This is a genomic window from Paenibacillus sp. FSL M7-1414 (genome assembly GCF_038003195.1).
GTDB lineage: Bacteria > Bacillota > Bacilli > Paenibacillales > Paenibacillaceae > Paenibacillus > Paenibacillus amylolyticus.
The window spans coordinates 4,516,740-4,534,479 of the sequence record NZ_JBBOOS010000001.1 but is presented as its reverse complement, the minus strand read 5'-3'; the positions used below and the strand labels follow the sequence as shown (position 1 = coordinate 4,534,479).

The 17,740-nt window shown below is 45.9% G+C and carries 14 protein-coding genes; 12 read left to right on the top strand and 2 right to left on the bottom strand.

What is annotated here, in order from left to right; all coding sequences use genetic code 11:
* Positions 1-11 precede the first annotated feature (11 nt).
* A complete protein-coding gene (locus MHH92_RS19710; RefSeq protein WP_017687546.1) occupies positions 12-830 on the bottom strand; it encodes an AraC family transcriptional regulator in 819 nt (272 codons plus the stop codon).
* Between the two features lie 190 nt (positions 831-1,020).
* Here MHH92_RS19710 and MHH92_RS19705 point away from each other — a divergent pair, with 190 nt between their 5' ends.
* The 6 genes from MHH92_RS19705 (at position 1,021) to MHH92_RS19680 (ending at position 6,521) form a co-directional block, all read left to right on the top strand.
* Positions 1,021-2,133 (top strand): Gfo/Idh/MocA family protein, encoded by a 1,113-nt coding sequence (locus MHH92_RS19705; protein WP_340905772.1) that lies wholly within the window; start codon positions 1,021-1,023, stop codon positions 2,131-2,133.
* A gap of 201 nt (positions 2,134-2,334) precedes the next feature.
* Positions 2,335-3,303 (top strand): sugar phosphate isomerase/epimerase family protein, encoded by a 969-nt coding sequence (locus tag MHH92_RS19700; protein ID WP_036674961.1) that lies wholly within the window; start codon positions 2,335-2,337, stop codon positions 3,301-3,303.
* Between the two features lie 24 nt (positions 3,304-3,327).
* The gene (locus MHH92_RS19695; protein WP_017687549.1) at positions 3,328-4,056 is read left to right on the top strand and encodes a ThuA domain-containing protein; all 729 of its coding nucleotides are present in this window, start codon (positions 3,328-3,330) and stop codon (positions 4,054-4,056) included.
* A gap of 331 nt (positions 4,057-4,387) precedes the next feature.
* Positions 4,388-4,684, top strand: coding sequence for a winged helix-turn-helix transcriptional regulator (locus MHH92_RS19690; RefSeq protein ID WP_074096966.1), 297 nt, complete (start codon positions 4,388-4,390; stop codon positions 4,682-4,684).
* Positions 4,685-4,878: 194 nt separating this feature from the next.
* Positions 4,879-5,610, top strand: coding sequence for a hypothetical protein (locus tag MHH92_RS19685; protein ID WP_340905770.1), 732 nt, complete (start codon positions 4,879-4,881; stop codon positions 5,608-5,610).
* A 197-nt stretch (positions 5,611-5,807) separates the two neighbouring features.
* Complete coding sequence (locus MHH92_RS19680; protein ID WP_017687552.1) at positions 5,808-6,521, top strand: hypothetical protein; 714 nt, start codon at positions 5,808-5,810, stop codon at positions 6,519-6,521.
* Between the two features lie 88 nt (positions 6,522-6,609).
* Here MHH92_RS19680 and MHH92_RS19675 read toward each other — a convergent pair whose 3' ends face one another.
* The gene (locus tag MHH92_RS19675) at positions 6,610-7,326 is read right to left on the bottom strand and encodes a Crp/Fnr family transcriptional regulator (protein ID WP_036614443.1); all 717 of its coding nucleotides are present in this window, start codon (positions 7,324-7,326) and stop codon (positions 6,610-6,612) included.
* 430 nt (positions 7,327-7,756) lie between these two features.
* Between MHH92_RS19675 and adhE the strand changes: the two genes are divergently transcribed.
* The 6 genes from adhE to MHH92_RS19645 all read left to right on the top strand — a co-directional run bounded on the left by adhE (position 7,757) and on the right by MHH92_RS19645 (position 17,734).
* Positions 7,757-10,369: a bifunctional acetaldehyde-CoA/alcohol dehydrogenase gene (gene adhE, locus MHH92_RS19670; RefSeq protein WP_074095716.1), complete on the top strand. Its 2,613-nt coding sequence runs from the start codon at positions 7,757-7,759 to the stop codon at positions 10,367-10,369.
* Positions 10,370-11,308: 939 nt separating this feature from the next.
* Positions 11,309-13,567, top strand: a complete 2,259-nt coding sequence (gene pflB, locus MHH92_RS19665; protein ID WP_036614438.1) for a formate C-acetyltransferase — start codon at positions 11,309-11,311, stop codon at positions 13,565-13,567.
* An 89-nt stretch (positions 13,568-13,656) separates the two neighbouring features.
* Positions 13,657-14,409, top strand: coding sequence for a pyruvate formate-lyase-activating protein (gene pflA / locus MHH92_RS19660; protein WP_076215706.1), 753 nt, complete (start codon positions 13,657-13,659; stop codon positions 14,407-14,409).
* A 191-nt stretch (positions 14,410-14,600) separates the two neighbouring features.
* Positions 14,601-15,968, top strand: a complete 1,368-nt coding sequence (locus MHH92_RS19655) for an ABC transporter substrate-binding protein (RefSeq protein WP_036674965.1) — start codon at positions 14,601-14,603, stop codon at positions 15,966-15,968.
* A gap of 51 nt (positions 15,969-16,019) precedes the next feature.
* On the top strand, positions 16,020-16,904 hold the full coding sequence (locus tag MHH92_RS19650; RefSeq protein WP_036674966.1) for a carbohydrate ABC transporter permease: 885 nt from the start codon (positions 16,020-16,022) through the stop codon (positions 16,902-16,904).
* Positions 16,904-17,734, top strand: coding sequence for a carbohydrate ABC transporter permease (locus tag MHH92_RS19645; protein ID WP_100527173.1), 831 nt, complete (start codon positions 16,904-16,906; stop codon positions 17,732-17,734). The genes MHH92_RS19650 and MHH92_RS19645 overlap by 1 nt, the downstream gene beginning before the upstream one ends.
* Positions 17,735-17,740: the final 6 nt, after the last annotated feature.

The window sequence follows — 17,740 nt, the reverse complement described above, 5'->3', positions numbered from 1 at the left end:
TACTGGTATGATTACATCTGTTCCCGGTGAATGACGCGAAATTCCTTCGGCGACATGCCGAACCGGGAACGGAATACCCGATGAAAATAGGTATAGTTGTTAAAGCCGGAAGACTCAGACACTTGCTCCAGGGTCATTGGACTGAAAATAATCCGTTCCCTGGCCATATTCAGCCGTACGTCAAGCGTGTATTGCATGATGCTTTTGCCAAACGCTTCTTTGAAGAGATGAACACCCCGTGAAACACTGATGCCAATATGTGTTGCCACATCATCGAGCTTGAATAAAGAGGAAGCGTTTTCTTCAATGTAGTTTTTGATCTCATAAGCCACATAATTGGTGTTGGTTATCGTTGGATGCTCCGCGAGCAGACGATCCACTTCGAGACATAAAATTCGCATATAATAACTTGAAATTTCCGGATAAGGATTGGAGATGCGGCGCTGTTCCAGTACGAGCTGTCGAAAAAGGACCAAAAGACTTTCCGTCAGTTCGACTTTGATCCGGGTCGGCCGTTTGTGCCGTTTCCACCACTCATCCACCCAGGAACCATTAAAGAAGATGTGATAGTCACCACTCTCCACCAGTCGTTCTCCCATCGGATTGGTTTCATTGTCTATTCTCAGCTCATAGGGTTCATCAGGATCAAAAAGAAGCAGATCGCCCGCATCCACCAGGGACATGTCCCCGTCTATGCGTGCACGGCAACGTCCGTCTGTTTGCAGTCTTAAAAGGTAGTTCTTCACCCCTTCAGGCTGCACCATAGCGTAGGGTTTACGATGAAATGAAAAGCCTGCTGTAAGAACTTGGCAGGATTGATCTGTCGGCATGGGCATACTCCTTGCAATTTGAAAATTATGACCAGATAGTTCATGTTTCAATCATATTATTCATTTTAATTGAAGCTGAAACGGAATACCATAGTATTAGATTTAAGGAACAGGAAACATCCAACAAAACATATGTATCTCAACCATTCAAACGCAGATTTTCACCATGCGTAAGGAGATGAACGTCACAGTGGAGAAAATGAAAGCAGGCATCATCGGGTGTGGTAACATCAGCGCCATCTACTTGGAAAATCTCAAAAACAACCCGGTCATTGAAGTCGTGGCTGTTGCGGATTTGATTCGTGAACGCGCTCAGGAACGGGCAGATGAATTTAATATCGCAAACGTTTACAATGTAGATGAGTTGCTGCAAAATAACGAAATTGAACTTGTGTTGAATCTTACGGTTCCTGGAAGTCACGCCATGACCGATCTGGCTGCACTCGAAGCAGGCAAACATGTGTATGCCGAGAAGCCGCTGGCAATTTCTCTTGAGGATGGTCGCAAGGTTGTTGAGCTGGCTGAGGAAAAGGGATTGTATGTTGGTTCTGCACCGGATACCTTCCTTGGTTCAGGCATACAGACAGCTCGTAAAGCCATTGAGGATGGGCTGATTGGCAAGCCGGTTGCAGCGACTTCATTCTTCATGGGTGGAGGACCAGAAGCTTGGCATCCTAATCCGGAGTTCTTTTATGTCGCAGGTGGCGGACCGATGTTTGATATGGGACCTTACTACCTGACCGCTCTGATTACGCTGCTTGGACCGATACGCAGAATCAGCGCCTCGGCAGGCATTCAGATTGCAGATCGCAAGATAGGCTCTGGGCCGAAGGAAGGCACAGCACTACAAGTAGAGACGCCTACCCACTTGGCAGGAACCATTGATTTTGCAGAAGGTGCCATTGCAACCCTGATCACCAGTTTTGATATTCGCGGAGCTTCGGATCTGCCACGTATTGAAATCTATGGTACAGAAGGTACGCTTAGTGTACCGGACCCCAATTATTTTAACGGGGAAGTGAAGGTTCGCAGATACGGTCAAGACACTTGGGAGACGGTCAAACCAGTCTTCGAAAGTGGACAAAATGAACGAGGCATCGGCGTAACCGAAATGGTTGAATCCATTCGTGCCGGACGGGAACACAAAGCCAGTGGCAAGCTTGCTTATCACGTACTGGAAGCCATGCATTCATTCCAGCGTTCTTCACTTGAAGGCAAGCATATACATCTGGAGAGCAGCTATGATTCTTTTGCAGTAACTCGCACAGTTCAAACTGAGATTGAAACCGTGGAATCCCACTAGTCTGAGTAAAAAGTGTTCGAAGCTTGATGCTCTTACGAGTGAAGCAGAATAACCAGTATTCTTACGTTCAATTTCAGGATAGAAACACTCTCGATTTTCCACACTAATCAAACAGGCATGTGATCTGAACGGTAATTGTATACAGTTCAATATTCATGAATTCAGCAATCATACGATATCTAATCCAGGGAGGAATCGCACTTGAAACTCGGCGTATTTTTGGTACTATTCGGAGGACGTAAATTGGAGGATGCTCTTGATTATGTAGCATCCAAGGGATTAAAAGCAGTAGAGATCGGAACAGGCGGACATCCAGGCAATGCACATTGTAAGCCAGATGAGTTGTTAAGCAATCCTACAGCATTGAAAAACTTCAAAAATGCAGTGGAATCACGTGGTTTGACGATCAGTGCACTCAGCTGTCACGGTAACCCGCTACATCCGCAAAAGGATATTGCCAAAGGATTTCACGATGATTTTGTTAAAACCGTAGAACTGGCTGAAAAGCTGGAAGTACCTGTAGTGAATACATTCTCCGGTTGTCCGGGAGACCATGAGGATGCCAAATATCCGAACTGGCCTGTTGCACCATGGCCAAATGACTTCCAGGAGATCCTGAAGTGGCAGTGGGAGAACAAAGTGATCCCTTACTGGACAGAGTGGGGTAAATTTGCAGCAGATCGTAACGTAAAAGTTGGATTGGAGCTGCACGGTGGATTCTCCGTTCATACACCAGCAACCTTGCTGAGACTGCGTGAAGCAGCAGGTGAAGTGATCGGAGCCAATCTGGACCCAAGTCACATGTGGTGGCAAGGTATTGATCCGGTTCAGGCAATTCACATCTTGGGACGTGAAGGAGCTATCCATCACTTCCATGCAAAAGATACAACGATTGATCCGGTCAACGTGAACAAACACGGTGTAACGGATATGCAGGACTATACCAATATGCTGGATAGGGCTTGGCAGTTCCGCTCGGTTGGTTATGGACATGATAACAAGACTTGGGCAGATATTATGAGTGCCTTGCGTCTGGTCGGATATGATTATGTAGTAAGTATTGAGCACGAAGACGGTCTGATGTCGGTTGAAGAAGGATTCTCTAAAGCCGTGCAAAATCTCCAGCAAGTATTGATCGAAGAACCGCTGGGCGATATGTGGTGGGTTTAGAGCTACACTAGGGGGAAATTGAATATGATCAACGTCACCATTTGGAATGAATTTGTCCATGAGAAAATTCACGATGAAGTAAGGGAAGTCTACCCGGATGGTCTGCATCGAGCACTGGCTGACGGACTTGGCGGCGAAGGCTTTGCTATTCGTACAGCTACACTGGATCAGCCTGAACACGGATTAAGTGATGAAGTGCTGAATTCCACAGATGTGCTCATATGGTGGGGACATATGGCACATGATCGCGTAAGCGATGAGATCTCACAGAAGGTTGCGCAGCGAGTGCTGAACGGAATGGGGATGATTGTGCTTCACTCAGGTCATTTCTCCAAACCATTCAAAGCGCTGATGGGAACAAGCTGCGATCTGAAATGGCGTGTAGCTGACGAGCAGGAAATTGTATGGTGTGTTAACCCATCTCATCCGATTGCGGATGGCATCGAAGGCAAGATTGTATTGGAAAAAGAAGAGATGTACGGTGAATTCTTCGATATTCCAGTACCGGATGAACTGGTGTTTGTGAGCAACTTCCAGGGTGGGGAAGTATTCCGGAGCGGATGTACGTTCCGGCGTGGTGAAGGTAAAATCTTTTATTTCCGACCAGGTCATGAGACGTATCCGACCTATTACAAACCGGAAATATTAAGAGTGATCAGCAACGCAGTGAAATGGGCATATCCTGCCCGCAGCTTTAAGCCGGAATTTGGCAAGAGCGAACCTGTAAGACCATTTGGTGGCGTGCTGGTCTAATTCACTAACTCAATCGTGTAATGGAAATTATAAGTTTTATTCAAAAAGAACCCTTCTCCGAGTCATTGATGACTGTGGCAGCTGGGTTCTTTTTGGGTAAGATAGTACTATGGGGAAGTTATACGATATTTCCCATGGTGGCGACGTAGCGTGTAATGTATACTGGGATGTATGATCCATTTTGGATGATATGCTTCTAAAATTTAAACTTTTTAATTGCAGGCGTTTTCTTTGAAGCTTAAATATGTTATTATGAAATATACTAACAAAATGTAAGTTGATTTGAGTGATCTCTAAAGAGGTGATTAATGTGGAAGGTCAAGACTTGCGGATGTGTCCGCGTTTTGAGACGGCGTTTTCTTTTTTGGGCAAGCGCTGGAATGGTTTAATTATTCAAACATTGATGAGTGGTTCGAAGCGATTCAAGGATATTTCCAATCTGATTCCATCCATGAGTGATAAGATGTTATCCGAACGGATGAAAGATCTGGAGAGTGAAGGTATTCTGGTTCGTCACGTCTATCCCGAGACGCCAGTTCGTATTGAATATGAACTGACGGATAAAGGTAGAGCGCTCCAGCCTGTCATGAATCAAATTCAAGACTGGGCTGAGCAGTGGGTTGACTAACGTATAAGCAATATCACCCACTTTTGTTGTATGAATGACATATACTCCTGATTTCTGTGGAAATCAGGGGTTTTTGTCTTAAGTACTATGTTGATCGGCGTTTTTCTCTTGGGCTATGCACATGTTGTCATGAGTTGTAGTATAATCTATAGAAAATGGCCACAGACGGCCGGAGCGAAGGAGGCCCACTTGTCATGAGAGAAGAAAGCTTATCCCGTGAAGTACGCTACGGCAAAAAAGATATTGCAGAACTTGAGAGCGCATCCATTCAGGTCCATCTAATTTACAAAAAAGCTGCAGAGTTGTTTAAGCGCACAGCCTATTCCCGTTCGGTTAAGGATGATCTTGCCGAAGTGAATACGCATTCTGTGAACAGCGATGGTCCGAGATTAGCTCCGGCGGTGCTGCAAAAATGGATTCAAACGTCCAGGGGCTGGAAGTGTATCGGATGTGAGCTGGGACAACCTGATTCAACGATGTCTCAGATGGAAGAAACTATGCAAGCTAAGCAATTGGCTTTAGATGTGGGAGAAGGTCGGTTGGTTCAGGCAGAAATGCTGATTCAGGCGGTTGTCTGGTCTCAATATGAGAAGATTCGAATGTTTGCACCATGGCTTGGTGATGAACCCTTTTATAGCGTGCAGGAGCTGGATGTCATTGCCCGTTACATTGTGCCTACCTATTTCTCGGAACGCCCTTTGCATGAGCAAGGGAAGGTATTCAAGGTCCATCAACAATATGGGCAGATTCCGTTGTATCAGGAGTATGTAGACGCACCTTCATGTTGCGTGCAGGTTGACGGTGGATTGCTTGAAGGGCGATTGCTGACAGGTGTATACGTATCTGAGGAGCAGTTCTTCGGGCTTAATCCATATCTGAAAGATGGCGATGGAGGACGGACATACATGCAGGCTAGTGTCCAATGATAACCTAACCAATGAGAACATAAAAATGATATAGATTGGAGAGCCTGTGTGCAGGCTCTCTTTCTTGTACAAGCCTTATTTGGAGGCGGTACCCTATAAAAGTAACGGCTTTGACACTTTTTTTTGCCGAAGGTTGTGCCATAATAGAGGTTATGGACAACAGGGTGAATGATTTTACGCAGGGTGGTGTTACCTACATGATGAAGAAAATCCCCGGTTACATAGGTGTATGTTTGCTCCTACTGGCGATCTTGGCTGGTTGTAGTGAGACACAGCCTTCTGAGCAGCCAATTGTCAAAGAGACAGAAACAGCGAATACAATCACAGTGGCTGTAGATGGCAGTACGTTTTTGCCTGATGCAACAAAGTCCATTAAGCGAGATTTTAGTGAGGGTTTGACACTCAAAAAAGCATTACTCAATAGCGGACTGGTTGATTTTACGGCAGATGGCAAGCGGATTCAATCCGTGGGTGAAGTTTCTCTGGATTCTTCGCTGAGCTGGGCTGTCAAATTAAACGGCAAGGATATTGAACAGGAAGATTGGGACATGGAGCTTCATGCCAAAGATGAAGTGATCATTTACGTGAAAGCCGCTGACAGTGGGGGGGATGGCGTTGCATATCAGACAACGTTACTCAAGGTTAGCGGTGGAAACATTATGCCAACCCTTAATCGTCAATATGCCGGCGTCTACGTTCAAGAGTGCACAGTTCGTGATGTGTTGAAGTCCAGCGGCATTGTAAGAATGTCGGAGAATAACAAATTTGTCGTTTCGGTCGAGAATGTCACGCCTCGTATGAATGAGCGGTGGGTCATTATGGTGAATGACAAAGAATTAATGGAAAATGGTCTGGACATGAAATTGAATCCACGTGATGCGGTTAAGCTTGAATTAACCAATGCATCCTAAGTATACCAAGAAGCCCAATCTCTTTTTAGAGAACTGGGCTTTTTTTCATTGAAATATATAAGCAATTTCCGATTAGCATAATCAAATATTAAATACGACAGATCTCGTTCGGGCAAAGCTCACAGTGACAGATTCCTTGCAGCATCTTCAGATCTTTGATGACAATCATGCCATTGTCATATTCAATCCCATCTTTCTTACGCAGGTCGCTTAACATGCGGTTTACACTTTCACGAGTGGCTCCAATCATATTGGACAGGTCCGTGTGAGTAATTTTTTTGTGAATAATGACATGCTCTCCATGAGGCTCACCATACGAATTCGACAACCGAATGAGGGTGGAGCAGAGTGCACCCGGTTTGCCGTATAACATGAGATCCCGGAATTTGGTCTGTGTCAACCGGTGGTGGATGCCCATCCATTTCATAAAATCGATCGCGAAGTCACAATGCTGGCAGATTAACATTTCCAGGTCTTTATGTTCCAGTACACCGATCTCACTGTCCTCCAATACTTCCGCTGAGAAGCTGTGTTTAGAGCCAAAGAAGGGATCAGCCTGCCCAATCATATCACCGGATTGATACATGTACATGATCAGTTCCTTGCCTTCATCCGTGGATTTGGTGATCTGGGCACGGCCCCGTTTCATATAATAAAGTTTGTCAGAGATGTCGCCTTCCCAGTACAGATGTGTACCTTCCGGATAGGTTCTATCTTTCATGGTAACCAGCAGATGGTTGAAATTTGCTTCCGAGAAACAGTTAGTATTACCGCGCTTTTCCAGTACAGTTGTTAGTTCTCTCATAAGTCTATCTCCCCTTTATGTCCATCGGACGACCTTCTGTAGTAAGCAGTAGCCTCCGAGGTTCGCCGCAAACCGTTGCCGTCCTGATCAGGGTCATCTCGGCCGGGAGGAAGGACGGTACAAATTGCGGTGGTTCAATTTTTAAGTTCAGTATATACCTAATCTTACCGTTTGAGGGGGAAGGAAAGGGGGCAAAAATGACGAAATTTCAAACATTGTGATAAAATTCACTTTTAATGGAGAGGATGAATTTTACAGCTCTATATTTTAAATAGGAAGTGAAAATGGTCGTATGAAGGACACTACAAAACTTAAATTAAATTTGTTATACTTTGTGAAAAAAATCACATAATTAAGTTTATTGTCATGTTACGATGTGAATGTAAACGAGAGAGACAAACTAATACGAACCTTTAGGAGGATGAGGGAGATGGCTGTAAAGAACGAAGTCGCCCCAGCAAAAGAACCGACAGCAGGTCAGTATATTCAAACGTTAATCGACAAAGCGAATAAAGCACACGCCGCATTCATGAAGATGGACCAGAAGCAGATTGACCGGATTGTGCAAGCGATGGCACTTGCGGGTCTGGATAAACACATGATGCTCGCCAAGATGGCCGTAGAAGAAACAGGCCGCGGAGTGTATGAGGATAAAATCACCAAAAATATATTTGCAACAGAATATGTGTACCACAGCATCAAGTACGATAAAACCGTAGGTGTGATTGAAGATAACGAGTATGAAAGCTTCCAGAAAATTGCGGAGCCGGTCGGCATCATCATGGGTATTACACCAGTTACCAACCCAACATCAACGACGATGTTTAAAGCATTGATTTCCATCAAGACGCGTAACCCAATCATCTTTGGCTTCCACCCATCTGCACAGAATTGTAGCCGGGAAGCTGCCAAAATCCTGCTGGAAGCGGCTGTGAAACATGGTGCACCAGCAGATTGTATCCAGTGGATTGATGATCCTTCCATGGATCGTACAAACGAACTGATGAATCACAATGATGTGGCTCTCATTCTGGCAACAGGCGGATCAGGCATGGTACGTGCAGCGTACAGCTGTGGTAAACCTGCACTGGGCGTAGGACCGGGTAACGTACCTTGCTTTATCGAGAAAAGCGCGGATATTAATCAGGCAGTAACGGATTTGATTCTGTCCAAGTCTTTCGACAACGGCATGATCTGTGCTTCCGAGCAAGCGGTCATTATTGAAGAACCAATCTTTGATCAAGTGAAGAAAAAAATGATCGCAAATGGCTGTTACTTTGTTAACAAAGATGAAGCAGCAAAATTGACAGCAGGTGCGATTAATGCCGAGAAATGTGCGGTGAACCCGGCGATTGTTGGTCAATCTGCGGTAAGCATTGCGAAATTGTGCGGTATTGAAGTTCCAGCAGGCACCAAAATTCTCGTGGCCGAGATTGAAGGGGTAGGTACAAAATTCCCATTGTCGGCTGAGAAATTAAGCCCGGTACTGGCTTGTTACAAAGTTAAAACGGCAGCAGAGGGCATTGAACGTGCAGCAGAAGTGGTTGCTTTTGGCGGCATGGGTCACTCCTCGGTTATCCATTCAACAAATGAAGAAGTGATTGGCAAATTCGCAGATCGTCTGCAAACTGGACGGATTATTGTGAACTCACCATCCACACACGGTGCCATTGGGGATATCTACAACACAAACATGCCGTCATTGACACTGGGATGCGGATCATACGGACGTAACTCGACTTCTTCCAACGTAACCGCTGTGAACTTAATCAATGTGAAAAGGGTGGCTCGCCGTACCGTGAATATGCAATGGTTCAAAGTGCCGAACAAAGTCTACTTCGAAAAAGGGGCAACGCAGTATCTTGCCAAAATGCCTGACATCACACGTGTGGCCATTATTACGGATGCCATGATGGTGAAGCTTGGATATGTTGAAAAGGTAGAACACTATCTGCGTCAACGCCAAATGCCAGTAGCGATCGAAGTGTTCTCCGATGTTGAGCCAGATCCATCCACAACAACGGTAGACCGCGGAACCGAAATGATGCGCCGCTTCCAACCAGACTGCATTATCGCACTCGGCGGTGGATCACCGATGGATGCTGCGAAAGCCATGTGGTTGTTCTATGAATATCCGGACACAGACTTCAACGATTTGAAACAGAAATTCATGGATATCCGCAAACGGATCTACAAATATCCACGTCTCGGTGTAAAAGCGAAATTTGTAGCAATTCCAACCACATCCGGTACGGGATCTGAAGTGACATCGTTCGCGGTTATCACAGATAAAAATCAAGGTAACACCAAATATCCATTGGCCGACTATGAGCTGACACCAGACGTAGCGATTGTCGATCCGGAGTTCGTATACTCCCTGCCTAGAACAGCGGTTGCCGATACAGGTATGGACGTACTGACGCATGCGATTGAAGCTTATGTATCTGTTATGGCAAATGATTACACGGATGGACTTGCGATCAAAGCAATCCAACTGGTATTCCAATACCTGGAGCAATCTGCACTGCAAGGCGATAAACTGGCACGTGAGAAAATGCATAATGCTTCCACAATTGCAGGTATGGCGTTTGCCAACGCATTCCTGGGCATTAACCACAGCTTGGCGCACAAATGGGGCGGTCAGTATCACACCGCACACGGACGCACCAATGCAATCCTGATGCCGCACGTTATTCGTTACAACGCAAAAAAACCGACCAAATTTGCATCGTTCCCGAAATATTCACACTTTGTAGCGGATGAGCGATATGCCGAAATTGCCCGTATCTTGGGATTGCCTGCTCGCACAACAGAAGAAGGCGTAACCAGTCTTATCAATGCGATTCGCAAACTGAACAAAACATTGGGTATTGAAGAATCGTTCCAAGAGATCGGATTCGATGCCAAAGACTTTGAAGCACATGTCGATTATCTGGCTGACCGTGCCTTCGAAGACCAATGTACAACCGCCAATCCGAAGTTGCCGTTGGTAACTGAACTGGCTGATGTATACCGCAACGCTTTCTACGGAAAGTTTGAATAATAAATTTAGAACAAAGCGTGCTTTACGGCAAGAAGATCAGGGTTCCCCGAGAGGGGAGCCCCGATTGCCGTCTTTCACACAATAACGAGAGGGCAGAAAAACAGAAGAGCGAGCATCTGTTTTTCAGGATTTTTCTAAGATTTGATTTGCTCCGAGCATAGAGGAGCAAAGGGTTCTAGAGAGGTTACACGGAATCCGTGATGTGACCGTTTGAGCCAGATGTTCACACCATGCTGAAGAGGGCAGAAAAACAGAAGAGCGAAGCGTATGTTTTTCAGGGTTTATTCTAAGATTTGATTTGCTCCGAGCATAGAGGAGCAACGGGTTCCAGAGAGGTTACACGTAATCCGTGATGTGGCTGTTTGAGCCAGATGTTCACACAATAACGGAGTGGGCAGAAAAACAGAAGAGCGAGCATCTGTTTTTCAGGATTTATTCTAAGATTTGGTTTGCTCCGAGCATAGAGGAGCAAAAGGGTTCTAGAGAGGTTACACGGAATCCGTGATGTGGCTGTTTGAGCCAGATGTTCACACAATAACGGAGTGGGCAGAAAAAACTGAAGAAGCGGAGCGTTCGCCTTTATCCCCGGATTTTCCCCTTTGAAATATAAAATTGAAAAAATCCGGGGATAACAGCGATCGGAAGTTGTTCTGCCCGCGCAGTGGCTAAGTGTGAATTTACAGGGGTCAATGGGACACAGCGCAGGTGGAGTGAGTTAGTTCACTGGCTTTGTGACAAAAATCACAGATGATGAAAGCCCCAAGTCGTATACTGAAAATGTAAGAAAAACATTCATCCCGCGGTTCCGGTTCCCAAGTAGAGAGAACATGTTCCGGTTTATGTGAAACAATTCACATTAATCGCGGCTCTGGGCACACAATGCTACGAATGAAGCAAGATGTTATGTGTCCAGAAATCCAAATTAGTGGAGGGATTACGATGTCGGTGATTGAAAAAGATGTCAAACAACAAACAGGCTGGAGAAACTTTACCAAAGGAACATGGACCAAATCCGTAGATGTGAATGATTTTCTGGCACACAACTTGTCTCCGTATTACGGTGACGAAGCATTTCTCGCAGGTGCAACCCAGAATACCAAAGAATTGTGGGAGATCGTATCTGATCTGACCAAAAAAGAACGGGATAACGGCGGTGTCCTTGACGTTGACGTGAACACACCAGGTACTATTATTTCTCACCAACCCGGTTATCTGGATCAATCCAAAGAGCAGATTGTCGGCGTTCAGACCGATGCTCCGTTCAAACGTTCCATTCAACCAACAGGCGGAATTCGCATGATGATTGACGCATGTGAGGCATATGGCTTTGAAATGCCACAGGGCGTCATTGATATATTTACAAACATTCGCAAAACACACAACCAGGGTGTATTCGATGCTTATACTTCCGACATGCGTGCAGCGCGTAAAGCAGGGATTATTACAGGTCTGCCAGATGCTTACGGCCGTGGCCGAATCATCGGTGACTATCGTCGTGTAGCTTTGTACGGGGTAGACTTCCTGATTCGTAACAAAAAAGGCGAACTGAATGCACTCGAAGTTGATGTTATTGATGAAGATGTCATTCGTCTGCGGGAAGAATTGTCTGAACAGATTCGCGCATTGCAAGAATTGAAGCAATTGGGCGATATGCACGGGTTCGATATTTCCTTGCCAGCGACTACAGCTAAAGAAGCATTCCAATGGTTGTACTTCGGTTATCTCGCTGCGATCAAAGAACAGAACGGTGCTGCGATGTCACTCGGACGTGTATCTTCTTTCCTGGATATCTACATTGAACGTGACCTGCAAGAAGGCATTTTGTCCGAAGAACAGGCTCAGGAATTGGTTGACCATTTTGTCATGAAACTGCGGATTGTCAAATTCCTGCGTACACCGGATTACAACGAACTGTTCAGTGGAGATCCAACATGGGTGACTGAGTCCATCGGTGGTATGTCAGTGAATGGTGAAACACGTGTAACCAAAAACAGCTTCCGTTTCCTGCATACACTGCACAACTTGGGTCCTGCACCAGAACCGAACCTGACTGTTCTCTGGTCAACGAAACTTCCAGAAGCTTTCAAAGATTATTGCAGTAAAGTATCCATCGAAACCAGCTCAATCCAGTATGAAAATGATGATCTGATGCGTCCAATCTACGGTGACGATTACGGTATTGCTTGCTGTGTGTCGGCAATGAAGATCGGGAAACAAATGCAATTCTTCGGCGCTCGTGCCAACCTGGCAAAAGCTCTCCTGTATGCGATCAACGGTGGTCGTGACGAGAAATCCGGAGCACAAGTTGGACCTGAGTATCCTGCCATCACTAGCGAAGTGCTGGATTACAATGAGGTTATGAAACGCTTCAAACCAATGATGGAGTGGCTGGCTAAGCTGTATATGAACACCCTCAACGTCATTCACTACATGCACGATAAATACAGCTATGAGCGTATCGAAATGGCATTGCATGACCGTGACATTGTACGTACGATGGCTTGTGGTATCGCTGGTCTGTCGGTTACAGCAGATTCACTGAGTGCGATCAAATATGCCAAAGTAAAACCAATTCGTAACGAACAAGGCATCGCTGTTGATTTCGAAATCGAAGGAGACTTTCCTTGTTACGGTAACAATGAAGACAGCGTAGACAGCATTGCTGTTGAACTGGTCGAGAACTTTATGGGCATGATTCGCAAGCACAAAGCTTACCGTAACGCAGTTCCAACACAATCCGTTCTGACGATCACTTCCAACGTGGTATATGGTAAGAAAACAGGGACTACACCGGATGGTCGTAAAGCAGGTGAACCATTTGCTCCAGGTGCAAACCCAATGCATGGTCGTGACAAAAAAGGTGCACTGGCATCCCTTGGCTCGGTAGCCAAATTGCCTTATGAACACAGTCTTGACGGGATTTCCAATACCTTCTCCATCGTGCCAAAAGCATTGGGTAAAGAGGAGACTACACGTAAATCCAATCTGACTGCGATGATGGATGGTTACTTCGGTCAAAACGCTCATCACCTGAACGTTAACGTATTTGATCGTCAGCAATTGATTGATGCGATGGATCACCCGGAAAACTATCCACAACTGACTATACGGGTATCCGGATATGCCGTTAACTTCATTAAATTGACTCGTGAACAACAGTTGGATGTCATCAACCGTACGTTCCATGGCTCGATGTAAGTAATTTGCTAGTAGAAGACCGCTAGAGCAAGGTATTCCAAATCATATTAAACGCACAGCGGATGCGGATACAGAAAGGAAGAGGCAGCATGGTTAACGGACATATTCATTCACTCGAAACTTTCGGGACGGTTGACGGCCCAGGCATCCGCTTTGTGCTTTTTATGCAAGGATGTCTACTCAAATGTCAATATTGCCACAACCCTGATACTTGGGCGCTGGATGGTGGAAAAGAAATGACGCTTGAGGAGGTACTGGCTGAAATTGAGCCGTATCTATCCTACTACCGCAGCTCTGGAGGCGGGCTCACGATATCTGGCGGAGAACCAACGTTACAGGCCCACTTTGTAGCCGAGATCTTCAAGGAAGTGAAGCGGCGCTGGGGATTGCATACGACACTGGATAGCAACGGTTTTAACGAACCGGAACGGATTCACGATCTGTTGGATCACACAGACCTGGTTCTGCTGGACCTCAAACATATTGATGATGAGAAACATATCAAGTTGACAGGCAAATCCAACGAGAGAACGTTGAAAACAGCCAAGTGGTTATCGGAGCAAGGTCGGAAAATGTGGATACGCCACGTGTATGTGCCTGGTATTCATAACGAGGAAGAGGATCTGCTTAACCTCGGACGGTTTATTGGAACATTAAATGGCGTCGAGAAGTTCGAAATTCTTCCATACCATCAGATGGGGATCTACAAATGGGAGGCGCTCGGTAAAGTATATCCACTGGATGGAGTTCCTTCACCAAGTGAAGAAGAAGTGGAGCGGGCGTATCGCCTGATCGAACAAGGTCGCCAGGAAACAGCTGGCGTGGCTTGTTCCGGTAAGTGATCTAACCTTTATATATTGTAAAAACAATCAACCAAGCAGTCCTTGCGAACATGTTTCGCAGGGGCTGTTTTTTGTCCAGTGAAGGATTTTATCCCTCCATTGATGAATTGTCATCCTTACGATGTAAGCTCCGGCTTTTTATAATCAGAGTGTAAAGCCAAATGCTCAATATCTTGAGGAGGGTCAACCAGATGAAAAAAAGAATGACATTACTGCTTTCATTATTGCTTATCACTTCATGGACTTTGGCGGGATGTGCAAGCTCAAGTAACGAGCCACAGCAAGGCGCAGGCAATACACCTGTGGAGGAAACAAGTAAGGAACCGGTTGAAATGCTTCTCCGCCACACACAGGTGGGAGCCGACAAACAGAAAAGACTGGCCATTCTGCAGGATGTTGTGGACAAAGTTGAAGGTGAGATACCTAATCTAACCTTTACGCTGGATGGTGTCGAATCCGATGTGAATCGTAAGGAAAAGCTTCGCGGAGAGATGGCGGCAGGTAACCCGCCGGATATATTTGAACTGTTCGGTAGCCCGGATTCCAAAGTTTATGCCAAGGAAGGTATGCTGCTTGATCTGACCCCAATCCTGCAAGAGCTGGGCATTCAGGACCAGTTTACATCCCTTGAACCGTTTACGTATGAAGGCAAAGTATATGGACTGCCAATTGGCGGTTCGGGCGAAGGTTTTTTCTATAATAAAGAGTACTTTGAACAAAAAGGATGGAAAGCCCCAACTACCATGGCTGAACTGGACAATATACTGGCTGAGATCAAGGCTGATGGCAAAGTGCCGCTTGCTTCCGCATCTAAGGCGGGCTGGGTGCCGCTTATGTTAACCAACCATCTGTGGTCCCGGTATGCCGGGCCGGAGATTACCGCAAAGTTTGCAACAGGTGAAGCGAAGTGGACCGATCCGGGTGTTGTGCAAGGTTTTGCCAAACATAAGGAATGGGTGGATAAGGGTTATTTCAAAAAAGGTGAACTGGGCTTTGAGTATGCCGAATATACCACGCAATTTACAAGTGGAGAAGTGGTATTAATGTATGACGGAACATGGAAATCATCTGTATTTAAGGAAGGTCAGAGCGGTGAATCGCTCATTGGCAAGGTTGGATTCTTCAATATGCCTCCGGTAGAGAACGGAGCAGGAGATCAGACGTCTTTGATGCGAGATGTGAACAATGGATACGGATTCTCGGCAGCAGTGGCGGATGACCCGCAGAAGCTGGACGCAGTGAAAGCTTTTATCAAAAATTTCTACAATGAAGATATGCAGATCCGCGGCCTTGTGGAAGACGGTGTGTTGCCTGCCATGAAGCTGGACGAGAAAGTGCTGACCGATAGCATTACCGATGATCTGATGAAAGAAATTGTGGCTGTGCTTAATGCGTCCAAGACGTCGTTCCCGGCATTTGATGCACTTGTTCAGGCCGATGTGACGACAGAGATCAGCAATCTGCAGATTCAGAAGTTGATTGGTGGGCAGACGACGCCAGAGAAAATGGCAGAAGAGCTGCAAAAGGTGCAAGAGGAAGCAAACGCCTCAGTGGAATAAACGAATTCAAGTCGAAACTGCGATCGTTGAAGTGACTGAAGGAGGCTGACCATGAATACTTCACTCCGCAGCCCGTTAATCTATACGTTGTTTGTAATGCCAGCCCTAATTCTGTTTGTAATGTTCTTTCTATACCCTATTGGTAGCTCCCTGTATTACAGTCTGACGAGTTGGAATGGGGTATCGGCTGAGCCACGTTTTGTGGGTTTATCCAATTATGTGAAGGCACTGACCGATGAACGGTTTTGGATTTCCACAAGGAATAACGGCTTTTTCATCGGATTTTCGGTACTGATTCAGGTACCCCTGATCGTCCTGTTTTCGCTTCTGATTGCCAATGTGAAAAGGCTGAAAGGTCTGTATAAAACCGCTGTTTTTTTACCATCCATCATGTCGACAGCCGTTATCGGTATTTTATGGGGATTCATCTATGAACCGAATATCGGGCTATTAAACAAAATGCTTCATGTGCTGGGAATCGATCCAATCTACTGGTTATCGGATAACCGATTTGCCATGTTGTCCATCTTGGTGACCAATGCCTGGCAGTGGACGGGATTTTACATTGTCATGGTGCTGGCGGCCATACTGGCGATTCCCCGTGATCTGGATGAAGCGGCCGCAATCGATGGTGCAACGGCGGTACAACGTGCAATGCGAATTACGTTGCCGCTGATCCGGCCGATCATTTCAGTGGTGATTATGTTGTCCATCGCAGGTGCCATGAAAGCAGCCGACATCGTGATTGTCATGACCAAAGGTGGGCCCGCTGGGTCCACCGAGGTTCTGGCGACATACATGATCAAATATGCGATTACCAACTTCAAATATGGCTATGGCAATACCATTGCAGTGCTGATCTTTGCTCTGACGCTTGTGCTCACTGCGGTGTATCAACTGCTGGTGGCGAGGCGGGGCGAGAAGGTGGAATATTGATGGCGAAAAGCATAAAAAGCAGTATACCTCATGTGTTGTTAATGTTGTATTTGATCGCGATTTTGTTTCCCTTTTTATTTGTAATTTTCTCTTCCTTCAAGCAGGATAACAATGAAATCGCCCTGAATCCATTCGGTTTGCCTACAACATGGGAGTTTAACAATTATGTGGAGGCTTGGGTGAATGCCAAGATTGGTACGTATTTCTGGAACAGCCTGTACATTTCGATTTTATCGTCGGCGTGTACGATTGTGCTCGGTGCCATGTTTGCTTTTGCCGTAACCCGGATGAGACACCGGAAATGGAGCCTGTTTCTGTACAGTCTGATTCTGGCGGGTATGCTTATTCCCAACAATGCACTCATGCTGCCGATTTATCTGCTTGTACGCAAAATGGGCATATTGGATACGCATCTGGCGTTGATCGTGCCCTATGTGGCCAATGCGATCCCGTTTACAATTATTATCCTGGCGGCTTTTATGCGTTCTCTGCCTGGGGAGATTGAGGAAGCGGCTGTCATGGACGGCTTGAGGGCACCGGGTATCTTTGCTAAAATAGTGATACCTCTTACGGTTCCGGCTATTGTTACCGTTTTTATCGTTAATTTCCTCGGCAACTGGAACGAATTTTTACTCGCCAACTATTTCTTATCCACCGATAAATTGCGTACGCTGCCAGTGGGCATGGTCCAGTTTCGGGATCAATATCAGATGAACTATGCCCAGATGTCGGCAGGTATTGTATACAGCGTTGTACCTGTACTTGTGATCTACGCTATACTCCAGGAGAAAATTATAGAAGGAGTAACTGCAGGTGGTGTCAAAGGTTAATACCAT

What these genes read in the sequence shown, in the direction of transcription:
- MHH92_RS19710 (WP_017687546.1), bottom strand. Translation starts at nt 830, where the DNA reads ATGCCGACAGATCAATCCTGCCAAGTTCTTACAGCAGGCTTTTCATTT.
- MHH92_RS19695 (WP_017687549.1), top strand. Translation starts at nt 3,328, where the DNA reads ATGATCAACGTCACCATTTGGAATGAATTTGTCCATGAGAAAATTCAC.
- MHH92_RS19690 (WP_074096966.1), top strand. Translation starts at nt 4,388, where the DNA reads ATGTGTCCGCGTTTTGAGACGGCGTTTTCTTTTTTGGGCAAGCGCTGG.
- MHH92_RS19685 (WP_340905770.1), top strand. Translation starts at nt 4,879, where the DNA reads ATGAGAGAAGAAAGCTTATCCCGTGAAGTACGCTACGGCAAAAAAGAT.
- MHH92_RS19680 (WP_017687552.1), top strand. Translation starts at nt 5,808, where the DNA reads ATGATGAAGAAAATCCCCGGTTACATAGGTGTATGTTTGCTCCTACTG.
- MHH92_RS19675 (WP_036614443.1), bottom strand. Translation starts at nt 7,326, where the DNA reads ATGAGAGAACTAACAACTGTACTGGAAAAGCGCGGTAATACTAACTGT.
- adhE (WP_074095716.1), top strand. Translation starts at nt 7,757, where the DNA reads ATGGCTGTAAAGAACGAAGTCGCCCCAGCAAAAGAACCGACAGCAGGT.
- pflB (WP_036614438.1), top strand. Translation starts at nt 11,309, where the DNA reads ATGTCGGTGATTGAAAAAGATGTCAAACAACAAACAGGCTGGAGAAAC.
- pflA (WP_076215706.1), top strand. Translation starts at nt 13,657, where the DNA reads ATGGTTAACGGACATATTCATTCACTCGAAACTTTCGGGACGGTTGAC.
- MHH92_RS19655 (WP_036674965.1), top strand. Translation starts at nt 14,601, where the DNA reads ATGAAAAAAAGAATGACATTACTGCTTTCATTATTGCTTATCACTTCA.
- MHH92_RS19650 (WP_036674966.1), top strand. Translation starts at nt 16,020, where the DNA reads ATGAATACTTCACTCCGCAGCCCGTTAATCTATACGTTGTTTGTAATG.
- MHH92_RS19645 (WP_100527173.1), top strand. Translation starts at nt 16,904, where the DNA reads ATGGCGAAAAGCATAAAAAGCAGTATACCTCATGTGTTGTTAATGTTG.